The organism is Nonomuraea bangladeshensis, assembly GCF_039529455.1.
Lineage (GTDB): Bacteria > Actinomycetota > Actinomycetes > Streptosporangiales > Streptosporangiaceae > Nonomuraea > Nonomuraea bangladeshensis.
Window position 1 is genome coordinate 599011 of record NZ_BAAAMV010000008.1, and the last position, 14841, is coordinate 613851.

General features: G+C 72.1%; 10 protein-coding genes. 5 read left to right on the forward strand and 5 right to left on the reverse strand.

What is annotated here, in order from left to right; translation table 11 throughout:
- Nucleotides 1-71: 71 nt before the first annotated feature.
- Nucleotides 72-965, forward strand: a complete 894-nt coding sequence (locus tag ABD292_RS28890; RefSeq protein ID WP_020541969.1) for a carbohydrate kinase family protein — start codon at nucleotides 72-74, stop codon at nucleotides 963-965.
- Between the two features lie 56 nt (nucleotides 966-1021).
- On the opposite strand, the gene ABD292_RS28895 is transcribed toward ABD292_RS28890, so the two are convergent.
- Together ABD292_RS28895 and ABD292_RS28900 are read right to left on the reverse strand one after the other, a co-directional pair.
- On the reverse strand, nucleotides 1022-3109 hold the full coding sequence (locus ABD292_RS28895) for a RecQ family ATP-dependent DNA helicase (RefSeq protein WP_344212695.1): 2088 nt from the start codon (nucleotides 3107-3109) through the stop codon (nucleotides 1022-1024).
- 62 nt (nucleotides 3110-3171) lie between these two features.
- Complete coding sequence (locus ABD292_RS28900; protein ID WP_344212697.1) at nucleotides 3172-3993, reverse strand: TauD/TfdA dioxygenase family protein; 822 nt, start codon at nucleotides 3991-3993, stop codon at nucleotides 3172-3174.
- Between the two features lie 113 nt (nucleotides 3994-4106).
- On the opposite strand from ABD292_RS28900, the gene ABD292_RS28905 reads away from it, so the two are divergent.
- The 3 genes from ABD292_RS28905 to ABD292_RS28915 all read left to right on the forward strand — a co-directional run bounded on the left by ABD292_RS28905 (nucleotide 4107) and on the right by ABD292_RS28915 (nucleotide 11072).
- Complete coding sequence (locus ABD292_RS28905; RefSeq protein ID WP_344212699.1) at nucleotides 4107-6605, forward strand: DNA gyrase/topoisomerase IV subunit A; 2499 nt, start codon at nucleotides 4107-4109, stop codon at nucleotides 6603-6605.
- Nucleotides 6606-6670: 65 nt separating this feature from the next.
- A complete protein-coding gene (locus ABD292_RS28910; RefSeq protein ID WP_344212701.1) occupies nucleotides 6671-7939 on the forward strand; it encodes an alpha-amylase family protein in 1269 nt (422 codons plus the stop codon).
- 115 nt (nucleotides 7940-8054) lie between these two features.
- On the forward strand, nucleotides 8055-11072 hold the full coding sequence (locus ABD292_RS28915; protein WP_344212703.1) for a glycoside hydrolase family 3 N-terminal domain-containing protein: 3018 nt from the start codon (nucleotides 8055-8057) through the stop codon (nucleotides 11070-11072).
- A 6-nt stretch (nucleotides 11073-11078) separates the two neighbouring features.
- Here ABD292_RS28915 and ABD292_RS28920 read toward each other — a convergent pair whose 3' ends face one another.
- A complete protein-coding gene (locus ABD292_RS28920; RefSeq protein ID WP_344212705.1) occupies nucleotides 11079-11453 on the reverse strand; it encodes a VOC family protein in 375 nt (124 codons plus the stop codon).
- Between the two features lie 94 nt (nucleotides 11454-11547).
- Nucleotides 11548-11856, reverse strand: a complete 309-nt coding sequence (locus ABD292_RS28925; protein ID WP_329592352.1) for a hypothetical protein — start codon at nucleotides 11854-11856, stop codon at nucleotides 11548-11550.
- Between the two features lie 171 nt (nucleotides 11857-12027).
- Here ABD292_RS28925 and ABD292_RS28930 point away from each other — a divergent pair, with 171 nt between their 5' ends.
- On the forward strand, nucleotides 12028-12522 hold the full coding sequence (locus tag ABD292_RS28930) for a beta-class carbonic anhydrase (protein ID WP_344212709.1): 495 nt from the start codon (nucleotides 12028-12030) through the stop codon (nucleotides 12520-12522).
- A 183-nt stretch (nucleotides 12523-12705) separates the two neighbouring features.
- On the opposite strand, the gene ABD292_RS28935 is transcribed toward ABD292_RS28930, so the two are convergent.
- A complete protein-coding gene (locus ABD292_RS28935) occupies nucleotides 12706-14772 on the reverse strand; it encodes a DNA gyrase/topoisomerase IV subunit B (RefSeq protein ID WP_344212711.1) in 2067 nt (688 codons plus the stop codon).
- Between the last annotated feature and the right edge of the window lie 69 nt (nucleotides 14773-14841).

The window sequence follows — 14841 nt, forward strand, 5'->3', positions numbered from 1 at the left end:
CACGGTCGGCCCGGAAGCTGTTAGTTTTGCCGTGGCCAGGGTCGTTCTGAAGGCAGCAAGGTGGTGGCATCATGACGCGGGTCGTCGTGGTGGGCGATCTCATGACCGACGCGGTGGCGCGCGCCCGTTATGCGCTCGCCCGAGCGAGCGACACCCCGGCGGTCGTCACCATGCACGGCGGCGGGTCCGGGGCCAACATCTCCTCCTGGCTGGCCGTCGAGGGCGCCGAGGTCGCCTTCATCGGCCGCAGGGGCGCCGACATCACCGGTCGCAACCGCGACATGGAGCTGATGGGCTACGGCGTCGACGCGCGCCTGGTCATGGATCCGGAGCGGCCCACCGGCACCTGCGTGGTGCTCGTGACGCACAAGGGCGAGCGCACCATGCTCTCCGATCCCGGCGCCAACGCCGCGCTGTCCCCCGAGGACCTGCCGCGCGACCTGTTCACCTCGGGCGCCCACCTGCACCTGTCCGGCTACACGCTGATGAACGAGGGCTCGCGCGAGGCGGGCTTCGCCGCGCTCGACATGGCCAGGCGCTCCGGGATGTCGATCTCCGTCGACTGCGCCTCGTCGGCGCCGCTGGAGCGCACCGGGGCCGAGCCGTTCCTGGAGTGGACCAACGGCGCCAAGCTGCTGTTCGCCAACATCGACCAGGCCAAGGTGCTGACCGGCCGCGACGACGCCGAGGCGGCGGCCAAGGTGCTGACCGCGTGGTTCCCGCAGGTCGTGATCAAGATGAACAAGGAGGGCGCGCTGTGGTACAGCAACGGCCGCCCCGACCCCGTACGCGCCGCCGCCGAGCCGGTCGAGAAGATCGTGGACGGCACGGGCGCGGGTGACGCGTTCTGCGCCGGGTTCCTGCCGCCGTGGCTGGAGGGCAAGCCACCGGCCGAGTCACTGGCCTCGGGCTGCCGCCTGGCCGCCAAGGCCATCATGCACCTGGGCGCCCGCCCGCCCTTCTAGCCCGAGCCGTACGGGCCCACCCGCCCTTCCGGCCCCCGCCCGGGGGCCGGTGGGCGTCAGCTGACCGTGGCGAGGGCCAGCGGCAGCACCGCGGGCGCCCCCGCGTGCCGGACCAGGGCCGTGGCGAGCGTCATCGTCCAGCCGGTGTCGACCCGGTCGTCCACGAGCAGCACCGGCCCGCCGCACTCCGCGACGCGCCCCGCGAGGTCCTTGGGCATGGCGAGCGTGGCCCGGATCGCCTGCACCCGCTTGGCGCTGTTGAACTGCTGCCCCGGCGAGCCCGCCCGGTAGCCCAGCTCGCCCAGGTAGGTCAGCCGGCCGATCTGCGCCAGGCGTTCGGCGAAGGAGCGTACGAGCTGCGGCCGCGACGCCGACGGCAGATTGACCACGGCCACCGGCCGATCGCGCCAGTCCCAGGCGGCCAGCACCTGGATCACGGCCCGCAGCAGGTCGTCCGGCACCGGGCCGTCGCCGCCGTGGAACAGCTCGCGCAGCCGGTTGCCCCATCCGATGTCGGTGAGCCGGCCGAGCGCGCGGCCGGGCTCGGCGCCCAGCTCGGGCTTGATCCGGCCGGACAGGTCGGACAGGCCGGTCGGCCACTGCCGGCGGGCCTCCAGCTCGACGCCGGGGCGGCTCAGCCGTTCGCGGGCCTGCTCGACGGCCTGGGGGGCGATGTCGGGCGAGCGGTGCCTGCCGGTGCAGTTGTCGCACCGGCCGCAGGGGTGGGCCGCGTCGTCGTCGAGGTGCCGGCGGAGGTAGTGCTCGCGGCACTCGGTGGTGGTGAGGTAGCCGAGCATGGCCTCCTGCTCGGCGCGGCGCTCGGCGGCGATGCGGGTGTAGCGCTCGGTGTCGTACGACCACTCCTCGCCGGTCGCCTCCCAGCCGCCCTTGACCCGGCGGACGGCACCGTCGACGTCGAGCACCTTGAGCATCATCTCCAGCCGGCTCCTGCTGAGGTCGACGGCGGTCTCCAGGGCCGGGGTGGACATGAGGCCGCGCTCCTCCAGCGCCGCCAGGGTGGCGCGGACGACGGGTTCGGGCGGGAAGGCCAGCGAGGCGAAGTAGGCCCAGATGTCGCGGTCCTCGGCGCCGGGGAGCAGGATGACCTCGGCCCGCTCGACGCCGCGCCCGGCCCTGCCGACCTGCTGGTAGTAGGCGACCGGCGACTGCGGAGCGCCCACGTGCACGACGAAGCCCAGGTCGGGCTTGTCGAACCCCATGCCGAGCGCGCTCGTCGCCACCAGCGCCTTGATCTTGTTGGCGAGCAGCGCCTCCTCGGCGGCGAGCCGCTCGGCCGGATCGGTCTGGCCCGAGTAGGCGGCCACCTCGTGGCCCTGCTCGCGCAGGTAGCCGGCCACCTCGTGGGCGGCGGCCACCGTCAGGGTGTAGACGATGCCGGAGCCCGGCAGCTCGTGCAGCGTCTGGGCGAGCCAGGCCAGGCGCTGCTCGGCGGTGGGCAGGCGGACCACGGACAGGTGCAGGCTCTCGCGCTCCAGCGGGCCGCGCAGCACCAGCGTGTCCTCGCCCATCTGCTCGGCGACGTCGCGGGTGACGCGGGCGTTGGCCGTGGCGGTGGTCGCGAGGACGGGGATGCCGGGCGGCAGCTCCTCGAACAGCCGGGCCAGCCTGCGGTAGTCGGGCCGGAAGTCGTGCCCCCAGTCGGAGATGCAGTGGGCCTCGTCCACCACGACCAGCCCGGCGCTCTCGGCCAGCTCGGGCAGCACGTTGTCGCGGAAGTCGGGGTTGTTGAGCCGCTCGGGGCTGACCAGCAGCACGTCGACCAGGCCGTCGGCGACCTGGGAGTAGATCTCTTCCCAGTCCTCCGGGTTGGCGGAGTTGATGGTGACGGCCCTGATGCCGGCGCGCTCGGCGGCGGCGATCTGGTTGCGCATGAGCGCGAGCAGCGGCGAGACGATGACCGTCGGCCCCTCGCCCAGCTCGCGCAGCAGCGCGGTGGCCACGAAGTAGACGGCCGACTTGCCCCAGCCGGTGCGCTGCACCACGAGCACCCGCCGCCGGTCGACGACCAGCGCCTCGATGGCGGCCCACTGGTCGTCACGGAGCACGGCGTGCTCGCCGGCGAGCGCCCGCAGGCGCTCCTCGGCCTCTTCGCGCAACACCTCGGCGTCGGGGGCATCAATCATGCCCTCCTTGTTACCAGCTCCCTCCGACGTTTCGCGCCTCCACGCCGGAACGTGACCGCCGGCTACCGGTCGGCGTGCTCCGGGAAGGCGTTGATGGTGACGCGGTGCATGCGGCGGCGTTCGGTGTAGTCGGCGACCGCGTAGTGCTGGGTGGGGCGGTTGTCCCAGAAGGCGAGCGTGCCGGGACGCCACTGCAGGCGGCACTGGAACTCGGGCGAGCGGATGTGGTCGATCAGCATCGGCAGCAGCGCCTCGTTCTCGCGGTCGGTGAGCCCGACCAGGCGGGTCGTGGACGCGCGGTTGACGAACAGCGCCTTCCTGCCGGTCTCGGCGTGCACCCGCACCACCGGCCGCTCGATGGGCGGCCACTTGGCCTGGATCTCGGCCAGGTCGAACGGGTGCCCCTTGGAGATGGCCTTCTTCATCGACATCGTGATGTCGTGCACGGCGGTCAGCTCGTCGCACAGGCGCTGGAGCGGCTTGGAGAGCGAGTCGTAGGCGAGGTAGGTGTTGGCCCAGCAGGTGTCGCCGCCCACGCTGGGGAGCTGGACACAGCGCAGCAGGGAGCCCATCGGCGGGGTGGGCTCGAAGGTGTTGTCGCTGTGCCACTCGTCGCCGCCCTCGCCCTTGGGCGAGGTCTGGTCGAGCACGTGGATGGGGCTGCCGGCGTCCTTCTTGAACGCGGGGTGGTTGAGCGTGCCGAAGTTCAGGGCGAACTGCAGGTGCTGCTCGTCGTCGATGTGCTGGTCGCGGAAGAACAGCACGAGGTGCTTGAGCCAGCCCTCGCGCAGGGTCGCGACCTCTTCCTGCGACAGCGGCTTGCGCAGATCGACCCCGGTCACCTCGGCGCCGATGTGCTTGGTCACGGGACGGAACTCGATCATGACGTCTCCGGGGTCAGGGGAACCGGTGCCCCGAACGTACGACCCAAGCGCTTGCTTGGTCAAGGCCGCTCGTTCCGCGAGCCGGTCGCGGGCACCCGAATACCTTCGGCACAATGTTCGACATGGCCCGACGCACGACAGCACCCCCGCCAGAGGACTTCGAGGAGCGCATCGTCGACATCGACGTCTCCTCCGAGATGCGCACGAGCTTTCTGGAGTACGCCTACTCGGTGATCTACCAGCGGGCGTTGCCCGACGCGCGTGACGGCCTCAAACCCGTGCAGCGGCGCATCCTCTACTCGATGGCCGAGATGGGCCTGCGCCCCGACCGCGGCCACGTCAAGTCCTCGCGCGTGGTCGGCGACGTCATGGGCAAGCTGCACCCCCACGGCGACTCGGCGATCTACGACGCCCTCGTCCGCCTGGCGCAGCCCTTCTCCATGCGCCTGCCGCTCGTGGACGGCCACGGCAACTTCGGCTCCCCCGACGACCTGCCGGCCGCCATGCGTTACACCGAGGCCAGGCTGGCCCCGGCGGCGATGCTCATGGTCGAGTCCATCGACGAGGACACCGTCGACTTCAAGCCCAACTACGACGGCCAGGAGACCGAGCCGGTCGTCATGCCGTCGGCCTTCCCCAACCTCCTGGTCAACGGCACCAGCGGCATCGCGGTCGGCATGGCCACCAACATGGCGCCGCACAACCTCGTCGAGATCGTCGCCGCGGCCCGCCACCTGATCAAGAAGCCGGACGCCACGCTCGACGACCTGATGGAGTTCGTGCCCGGCCCCGACCTGCCGACCGGCGGCACGATCATCGGCCTGCAGGGCGTGCGCGACGCCTACGAGAGCGGGCGCGGCACCTTCCGCATGCGGGCCAAGTGCACGATCGAGCAGATCACGCCGCGGCGCAAGGGCATCATCGTCACCGAGCTGCCCTACAACGTGGGCCCCGAGCGCGTCGTCACCAAGATCAAGGAGCTGGTGACCAGCAAGAAGCTCCAGGGCATCGCCGACCTCAAGGACCTCACCGACCGGCACAAGGGCCTGCGCCTGGTCATCGAGATCAAGAACGGCTTCATCCCCGAGGCCGTCCTGGAGGAGCTCTACCGGCTGACGCCGATGGAGGAGTCGTTCGGCATCAACAACGTGGCGCTCGTCGACGGCGAGCCGCGCACGCTGGGCCTGCGCGAGCTGCTGCAGGTCTACGTCGACCACCGCGTCGAGGTCGTACGCCGCCGCTCGGAGTTCCGGCGCCGCAAGCGTGAGGAGCGCCTGCACCTGGTCGACGGCCTCATCGTCGCGCTGCTCAACATCGACGAGGTCATCCAGGTCATCCGCTCCTCCGACGACTCCGCGCAGGCACGCACCCGCCTCATGGAGGTCTTCGACCTCACCGAGATCCAGGCCGCCTACATCCTCGACACGCCGCTGCGCCGCCTGACCCGCTACGACAAGCTGGAGCTCGACGCCGAGAAGGAGACGCTGACCGGCGAGATCGCCAAGCTGACCGAGATCCTGTCCTCGGAGACCAAGCTGCGCCAGGTCGTCTCCGGCGAGCTGGCCGACGTCGCCAAGAAATACGGCACGCCGCGCCGCACCGTCCTGCTGGACGCCGCGGGCGTCAGCCGCACCGCGGTGGTCGAGCTGCAGGTCGCCGACGACCCGTGCCTCGCGCTGCTGTCGTCCACCGGCCTGCTGGCCCGCACCGCCGACGCCACGCCGCTGCCCGGCGAGGGCGAGCGGTCCGCGCACGACGTGCTGGTCTCGGCGGTGCGCACCTCCGTACGCGGGGAGGTCGGCGTGGTCACCTCGCTCGGCCGGCTGATCCGGGTGCAGGTCGTGGACCTGCCGACGCTGCCGGCCACGGGCGCGCCGCCGTCGCTGTCCGGCGGCCACCCGGTCTCCGAATACGTCTCCCTGCAGCCCGACGAGCGGGTCGTCGGGCTCGGCTCGCTCGACCCCGACGGGCCCGGCCTGGCCCTCGGCACGCAGCAGGGCGTGGTCAAACGGGTGGTGCCCGACTACCCGGCCAACCGCGACGACTTCGAGGTGATCACCCTCAAGGACGGCGACACCGTGGTGGGCGCGGTCGAGCTGGAGTCGGAGTCGCACGACCTCGTGTTCATCTCCTCCGACGCGCAGCTGCTGCGCTACCCGGCCTCCCTCGTACGCCCCCAGGGCCGCCCGGCCGGCGGCATGGCGGGCATCCGGCTGGACGGCGGGGCCCGGGTGATCTGGTTCGGGGCGGTCGACCCCGAACGGCCCGCCGTGGTGGTCACCGTGGCCGGCTCGTCCACGGCGCTGCCCGGCACGCAGGTCGGTGGCGGCAAGATGTCCGACTACGCGGAGTTCCCCGCCAAGGGCCGGGCCACCGGCGGCGTACGCGCGCAGCGTTTCCTCAAGGGCGAGGACGAGCTGCTGCTGGCCTGGGCCGGGCCCTCACCGGCCAAGGCGGTCTCGTCCGTGGGCAAGCCGGTGCCGCTGCCGGATGAGCTGGGGCGGCGCGACGGCTCCGGCGTCCGCCTCACCCACACCATCGGCGCCGTCGGCGGCGCCCTCGCCTCCGGCCCCGCGCTCCCGCCGTCCGACGCGAGGGCGGAGGACGAGTAGCCCCGCCGCTCCCCGGCCCGCCTCGACGTCTCGCGGGCCGGGGGCGCGGAGTTAGGCTCACTGGGGTGACGTCGTGGAAAGAGCATGCGATCTGGTGGCACGTCTACCCTCTCGGCTTCACCGCCGCCGAGGCCGTGGCCCTGCCACCCGGCGCCCCCACGCGCCACCGCCTGCGCGCCCTGGAGGGCTGGCTGGACTACGCCGTGGAGCTCGGCTGCTCGGGCCTGCAGCTCGGCCCGATCTTCGCCGCCGAGACCCACGGCTATGACACGGTCGACCACTTCCGGCTCGACCCGCGCCTCGGCGACGACGCCGACTTCGACCGCCTGGTGGCCGCCGCGGACGCCCGCGGCCTGCGGGTCGTCCTCGACGGCGTGTTCAACCACGTGGGGCGCGGCCATCCGCTGTTCGGCGATCCGGCGCACGCCCACTGGTTCGTCCCCGAGGGGGAGGGGCACCGCACGTTCGAGGGTCACCACGGCCTGGTGACGCTCAACCACGAGCATCCCGACGTGCTCGACCACGTCGTCCGCGTCCTCGACTACTGGCTGGCGCGCGGCGCGTCCGGCTGGCGGCTGGACGCCGCGTACGCGATGCCGGCCGCGTTCTGGCGGCGGGCGCTCGCGCGGGTCCGCCCGCGCCACCCCGAGGCGTGGTTCGGCGGCGAGGTGATCCACGGCGACTACGCCGCCTACGTGGCCGAGAGCGGCCTCGACTCGGTCACCCAGTACGAGCTGTGGAAGGCCCTCTGGAGCTCGCTCAACGACGGCAACTTCTTCGAGCTGGCCTGGGCGCTGAAGCGGCACGACGAGCTGCTGGACACGTTCACGCCGCTGACGTTCGCCGGCAACCACGACGTGACCAGGCTCGCCAGCCGCCTCGACGACGAGCGGCACCTTGGCCACGCGCTGGCCGTGCTGTTCACGGTGGCCGGGCTGCCGAGCGTCTATTACGGCGACGAGCAGGGCTTTCGTGGGGTGAAGGAGGACCGGCCCGGCGGCGACGACGCGGTCCGGCCCGCCTTCCCCGGGCGGCCGGAGGAGCTGGACCCGGCGGGGTGGCCGGTCTACCGGCTGCACCAGCGGCTGATCGGGCTGCGCCGCCGCCATCCGTGGCTTGCGCGGGCCCGTACGAGCCTGCCCCATCTCACCAACACCGCCGTCGCGCTGGAGGCGGCGGGCCCCGGCCGCGTCCTGACCCTGCTCAACGTGGGCGACGAGCCCTACCGCTTCCCGCTGGACGAGACGGGACTCGCCGTCGCGGAGGCGTCCGCGCCGGGCGGCGATCCGTGTCTCGTCCCCGCGCACGGGTGGAAAATCCTCACTCTGTCCTGACTCGGACTGTTATGAAACCCGGGCGGTCACCGATCACACAGGGAGAGCGCTCTCTGAATCGGGAGGTATCCCCGTGTTCCGCAGCAGACCCCCCTTATGGGCGACAGCCCTGGCCTTGCTGGTCCCGCTTCTCGCCGCACCGTCCGCACCCGCGCGGGCCGCCGCCGACCTGCCGGTCCTCGCCGACTTCGAGTCCGACGCCGTCCCCGCCGGCGTGTCCGCCTGGGGCAACGACGCCGCCTCCACCCCCACGCTCACGATCGAGCCGGGCGCCGCCCGCCCCGGCGCCCCGGCCGGGAACCGGGTGCTGAGGAGCGGCTACGCCATCAGCCAGTGGGGCGGCTGGTCCCAGGACCTGACGGCCGGCCAGGACTGGTCCCCGTACGAGGGCTTCTCCTTCTGGGTGAACGGCGAGGGCTCCGGCCGCCGCATCTTCTTCGAGATCAAGGACGGCGGCTCCGGCCCCGGCGCGGCCGAGCTGTTCGAGTCCTCCTTCACCGACGACGCGGCCGGCTGGCGGCAGGTCAAGGTGCCGTTCGCGGACTTCACCCGCCGCGCCGACTACCAGCCGGGCGGCGCGCCCGCGGACGGCGAGCTGGACCTGATCGCCATGTGGGGCTACGGGATGCGCCTGCCCACCGCCTCCGGCTCTCTGGAGTGGGATCAGGTCGAGCTGTACGGCACCGCTCCCCCGCGTCCCGCCCGCCTCAGCACCGACCGGCCGGTCTACCCGGTGGGCGAGCGGTTCGAGGCCAAGGTGAGCGTCACGGTCACCACCGCCACCGGCGCGCCGCTGGCGGACGCGCTCGCCGTCGCCTACCGGACCGGCTCCGGCACCGCCACCCCAGGCGCGGACTACACCCCCGCCGAGGGCACCCTGACCTTCCCGGCCGGCACGGCGTCCGGGTCGTCCCGTTCGTTCACCGTCAAGATCCTCAAGGACGGCGCGAACGAGGTGGCCGAGACCATCCCGGTCGAGCTGTCCGGCACGGGCGTCCGGCCGCCCGCCGAGGCCCCGGTCATCGTGATCGACGCGCACGGCCTGCCGTACCTGGACGCGCGCAGGCCCGTACACGCGCGCGTCGCCGACCTGCTCGCCCGGATGACGCCGGAGGAGAAGATCGGCCAGATGACGCAGGCCGAGCGCATGGCGCTGGCCAGGCAGAGCGACATCGCCGCCTATCACCTCGGCTCGCTGCTGTCCGGCGGCGGCTCCACGCCCACGCCCAACACGCCGCGCGCGTGGGCCGACATGGTGGACGCCTTCCAGCTCCAGACCCGGCGCACCCGGCTGCAGGTGCCGCTCGTCTACGGCGTGGACGCCGTGCACGGCCACAACAACGTGGTCGGCGCCACGATCTTCCCGCACAACGTCGGCCTGGGCGCCGCCCGCGACCCCGGCCTGGTCGAGAAGGCGGGCGAGGTCACCGCCCGCGAGGTCAGGGCGACCGGCGTCCCGTGGAACTTCGCGCCGTGCCTGTGCGTGTCGCGCGACGACCGCTGGGGCCGCGCGTACGAGTCGTTCAGCGAGGACCCCGCCCTGGTCAGCCGGATGGCCACGGTCATCGACGGCCTCCAGGACAACGGCGTGCTGGCCACCGCCAAGCACTACGCGGGCGACGGCGGCACCGTGTACGGCTCCTCCACGACCGGCGACTACACCATCGACCAGGGCGTCACCAGGGTCAGCAGGAAGGAGCTGGAGGAGATCCACCTGGCGCCGTTCGCCGAGGCGGTCCGGCGCGGGGTCGCCACCGTCATGCCGTCGTTCTCCAGCGTGGACCTCGGCGCCGGGCCGGTGAAGATGCACGCGCACCGGGAACTGCTCACCGACACGCTCAAGGGCCGGCTCGGCTTCAAGGGCTTCGTGATCACCGACTGGCAGGCCATCGACCAGATCCCCGGCGACTACGCGAGCGACGTGCGCACGTCGATCAACGCCGGCATCGACATGGTCATGGTGCCGTACGCCTACCCGGACTTCACCGCCACCCTCAAGGCCGAGGTCGAGGCCGGACGGGTGCCGATGTCGCGGGTGGACGACGCCGTCGCCCGCATCCTGACCCAGAAGTTCCGCCTGGGCCTGTTCGAGCGCCCGTACGCCGACCGCACCCACCTCGGCGACGTCGGCTCCGCGGCGCACCGCGCGGTGGCGCGCACGGCCGCCGCGAAGTCCCAGGTCCTGCTGAAGAACGACGGTCGTCTGCTGCCGCTGAGCCGCGCGTCCAAGGTGTACGTGGCCGGCTCGAACGCCGACGACATCGGCAACCAGAGCGGCGGCTGGACGATCAGCTGGCAGGGCTCGTCCGGGCCGATCACGCCCGGCACGACGATCCTGCAGGCGATCCGGGGCCGCGCCGCCTCCGTGACCTATTCGCCCGACGCCTCGGCCGGGCTGGCCGGGCACGACGTGGGCGTGGTGGTCGTGGGCGAGACCCCGTACGCGGAGGGCTTCGGCGACGTCGGCCGCCAGGGCCGCACGCTGGAGCTGTCGGCCGCCGACCGGGTGGCGGTGGACCGGGTGTGCGGGGCCATGAAGTGCGTCGTGGTCGTCGTCTCCGGCCGTCCGATGCTGCTGGGCGACCTGTCGGGCGTGGAGGCCGTGGTGGCCGCCTGGCTGCCGGGCACCGAGGGTGACGGCGTGGCCGATCCGCTGTTCGGGGCCGTGCCGTACACCGGGCGGCTGCCGTTCACCTGGTTCCGTACGGCGGCGCAGATCCCGATCAACGTGGGCGACGCCGCCTACGACCCGCTGTTCCCGTACGGGTGGGGCCTGCGCACCGACCCGGCCCGCGACCGGCTCAAGGCGGCGCGCGACCGGCTCGCCACGGGCGACGGCCCGGCCAGGGCCGCCGCGGCGGCGCTGACGCCGGCTCTCGCCGGCCGGAACTGGAACGCGGACGGCTCGGCCCGCGACGCCCGCGCGGTCCTCGCCGCCGTGGGCACGGCCGCCACGCTGCTCGAACGCTCCCGCACCGCCGCCTTCGCCCAGTCCGACGCCGTCGTCTCGGTGGCCAGGGACCTGGCGCAGAGCGGGGGCCGGCGACCCGACCTGCAGGCGTCCGCGGACCACGAGCTGGCCGCGGGCCACCTGAGAAAGGCGGTGGACCTGCTGGCGCAGGCCGCCCGCTAGCGGGGGTCAGCTCAGGCAGAGACAGAACGGGTGCCCGGCCGGATCGAGGAAGACCCGGAAGTCGTCGTCCTCCTCGTCCGGCTGGTGCTCGTGCTTGACCGCACCGATCTCCAGCACCCGCTTCTCGGCCTCGTCGAGGTCGCTCACCAGGAGGTCCAGGTGGATCTGCTGCGGCCGCTCCGGGTCGGGCCAGGTGCTGGGCCGCAGGTCGGGGGCGAGCTGGAAGGCGAGGCGCTTGGGCGCGCCGCCGTCGCTGATCACCACCCAGTCGTCCTCGGCGGACGTGATCGGCCAGCCCAGCAGCTGGGAGTAGAACTCGGCCAGGCCCTTGGGGTCGGGCGTGTCGAGCACGACGGTACGGAACTGCGCGATGCCGCTCATCAGTCACCTCTCAGGGCGTCGAAGGGGTCCCGCCGGGGGGACGGGAACCGTTACCCGATCGGTGATCCGGCACACCTCGCCGGCCGGATCCCGCTCAGACGGCGATCACGGCCGGCAGGGACAGCAGCAGCTCCCGCGGCTCGCCGCCCTCCCAGCGCCGGATCAGCCGGGTGCCGGCCTCCCCCGGATCGAACTCCTCGCCTCCCAGCGGGCCGAAACAGCCCGCCTCCTCCAGCAGGAGCAGCAGCGGGTCGTCCTCGGGCAGGCCGGCCGCGTAGGCGGCGGTGTCGAGGAGGGCCAGCGCGCACCGGGCGTTGCGGCCGCCGTCGTTGGCCTCGACCCGGTCGAGGCTCCGCCGGGCCTGGGCACGGAGATACGCGGCGAGCGATTCTGACCTACTCACGACAGACCTTCTTCGATCACGTCCATTGGGCTGAGCACGTGGGTCACGCACTTTGGGCTACGACATCATCACGCATGGTGACAAGTTTTCGTGGGAGGTTTGCGAAGTCGGGCGCGTGTCGTCCGCCCCCCGGTGACGACCACCCTTCTGACATGGGGGATCATCGGTGCCATGAGTGCGTTCGACGACCTGTTTGCCGCCAACGCTGAGTTCGCCAAGGAGTTCGGAAGCTCCGATCTCACCGGCCGCGCCGCCCGTGGGCTGGGCGTGGTGACCTGTATGGACTCCCGGATCGACCCCCTCGGGCTGCTCGGGCTCAAACCGGGCGATGCCAAGATCCTCCGCAACGCCGGCGCCCGCGTCACCGACGACGTGCTGCGCACCCTCGTGGTGGGCGTCTACGTGCTCGGCGTCGAGCGCGTGCTGGTCATGCCCCACACCGACTGCGGGATGACCAAGGTCACCGACGAGGACATCCACGACCTCACCGCCGAGCGCGGCGTCGACACCCGCAGCCTCGACTTCCACACGGTGCCCGACCAGTGGGCGGCGCTGCGGCACGACCTGACCCGCATCAGGACGAGCCCGTTCCTGCCGACCGGAATGCCGGTGACCGGCGCCATCTACGACGTCCGCACCGGCCGGCTCTCCCCCGTCGACTACTGAACGACCTCGGACGGGCGCGCCGGAGATCGCCCGACAGGGCCGTCAGGGCGTCGTGAGCGCGCGAACAGCCCCTCCCCCACACCTGGGGAGGGGCACAACTTTCCGGACGACCTGAAGGGCCTTTCAGACGTCGAACGCGTCGCGTCCTGAATGTCAGGCGTCGAACGCGACGCGATCGGCGTGTCAGGCGTCGATCGCGTCGCGGTCGACCTCGGCCGCGCTGGTGACGAGGAACTCGCGCCGCGGCGCGACGTCGCTGCCCATCAGGAGGTTGAAGATGCGCTCGGCCGCCTCGGCGTCCTCGATGCGCACCCGGCGCAGGATCCGGTGGCGCGGGTCCATCGTGGTCTCGGCGAGCTGGTCGGCGTCCATCTCACCGAGGCCCTTGTAGCGCTGCACCGGGTCCTTCCAGCGCTTGCCGCGCCGCTCCAGGTCGCGCAGCACCTTCTGCAGCTCCGCGTCGGAGTAGCAGTAGATGTATTTGTCCTTGCCGCGCCCCGGGTTGGTGAGCTCGATGCGGTGCAGCGGCGGCACCGCGGCGAAGACCCGCCCGGCCTCCACCATCGGCCGCATGTAGCGGTAGAAGAGGGTGAGCAGCAGGCAGCGGATGTGGGCGCCGTCGACGTCGGCGTCGGCCATGAGGATGACCTTGCCGTAGCGGGCGGCCTCGATGTCGAACGAGCGGCCCGAGCCCGCCCCGACGACCTGGATGATGGCGGCGCACTCGGCGTTCTTGAGCATGTCGCTCACCGACGCCTTCTGCACGTTGAGGATCTTGCCGCGGATCGGCAGCAGCGCCTGGAACTCCGAGTCGCGGGCCAGCTTGGCGGTGCCGAGCGCGGAGTCTCCCTCGACGATGAACAGCTCGCTGCGGTCGACGCCCTCGCTGCGGCAGTCGACCAGCTTGGCCGGCAGCGCCGAGCTCTCCAGCGCGCTCTTGCGGCGCTGGTTGTCGCGGTGCTCGCGGGCCGCGATGCGCGCCTTGGCGGCGGCGACGATCTTCTCAAGCACGGCCCGCAGCGGCTGCTTGTAGCCGCGCGGCGGGTTGGCGAACAGCTCCTTGAGCTCGCGCGAGACCACGTGGGAGACGATGCGGGTGGCCGCCGAGGTGCCGAGCACCTCCTTGGTCTGGCCCTCGAACTGCGGCTCGGGCACCCGGACCGTGACGACGCCGGTCAGGCCCTCCTGGATGTCGTCCTTGGTGACGGGGTCGTCGCCGTTCTTCAGCAGCCGGGTCTCGCGCAGCACCTCGTTGATCGTGCGCAGCAGGCCGCGCTCGAAACCGGTGAGGTGGGTGCCGCCCTTGGGGGTGGCGATCACGTTGACGAACGAGCGCACGGTGGACTCGTAGCCCTTGCCCCAGCGGATCGCCACGTCGACGCTCAGCTCGCGCTGGACCTCGGTGGGCGTCATGTGGCCCTGGTCGTCGAGGACCGGCACGGTCTCGTGGAAGTGACCGACGCCCTGCAGCCGCAGCACGTCGCAGACCGGCTCGTCGCGGGCCAGGAACTCGGCGAACTCGGAGATGCCGCCCTCGAAGCGGAACTCCTCCTCGATGCGCTCCTCGTGCCTGCTGTCGTAGACCACCAGGGTGAGGCCGGGCACCAGGAACGCGGTCTGCCGCAGCCGCACGTGGATCTCGTCGAGCGAGACCTCGGCGTCGGGCAGGAAGATCTGCTTGTCGGCCCAGAAGCGCACCCGGGTGCCGGTGGCGCCCGCGGGGAGCTTGTCGCCGAGGCGCAGGCCGGACTTCTTCCTGAACTTCGCCGTGGGCCCGTCGCCGTCGAAGACGCCGGTGACGCCGCGCCGGAAGCTGATCTCGTGGACCCGCCCGTCGCGGTCGACCTCGACGTCGAGCCGCGCCGACAGGGCGTTGACCACCGACGCGCCGACGCCGTGCAGGCCGCCCGAGGCGCCGTAGGAGCCGCCGCCGAACTTGCCGCCCGCGTGCAGCTTGGTGTAGACGAGCTCGACGCCGGCCAGGCCGGTCTTGGGCTCGACGTCCACGGGAATGCCGCGGCCGTTGTCGCGGACCTCGATCGAGCCGTCGGCGTAGAGCTCGACCTCGATGCGGTCGCAGTAGCCCGCCAGCGCCTCGTCGACGCCGTTGTCCACGATCTCCCAGAGGCAGTGCATCAGCCCGCGGCTGTCGGTGGACCCGATGTACATGCCCGGGCGCTTGCGGACCGCTTCGAGGCCCTCAAGCACCGACAGGTGACGAGCTGTGTAACCCGCCTCCACTAGCGTCACTCCAGCTCCCCTGGTGTTGAGCATCCGAACACGTGTGCGCAGCTTACCGTTCTTCCCTTGCGCACGCGT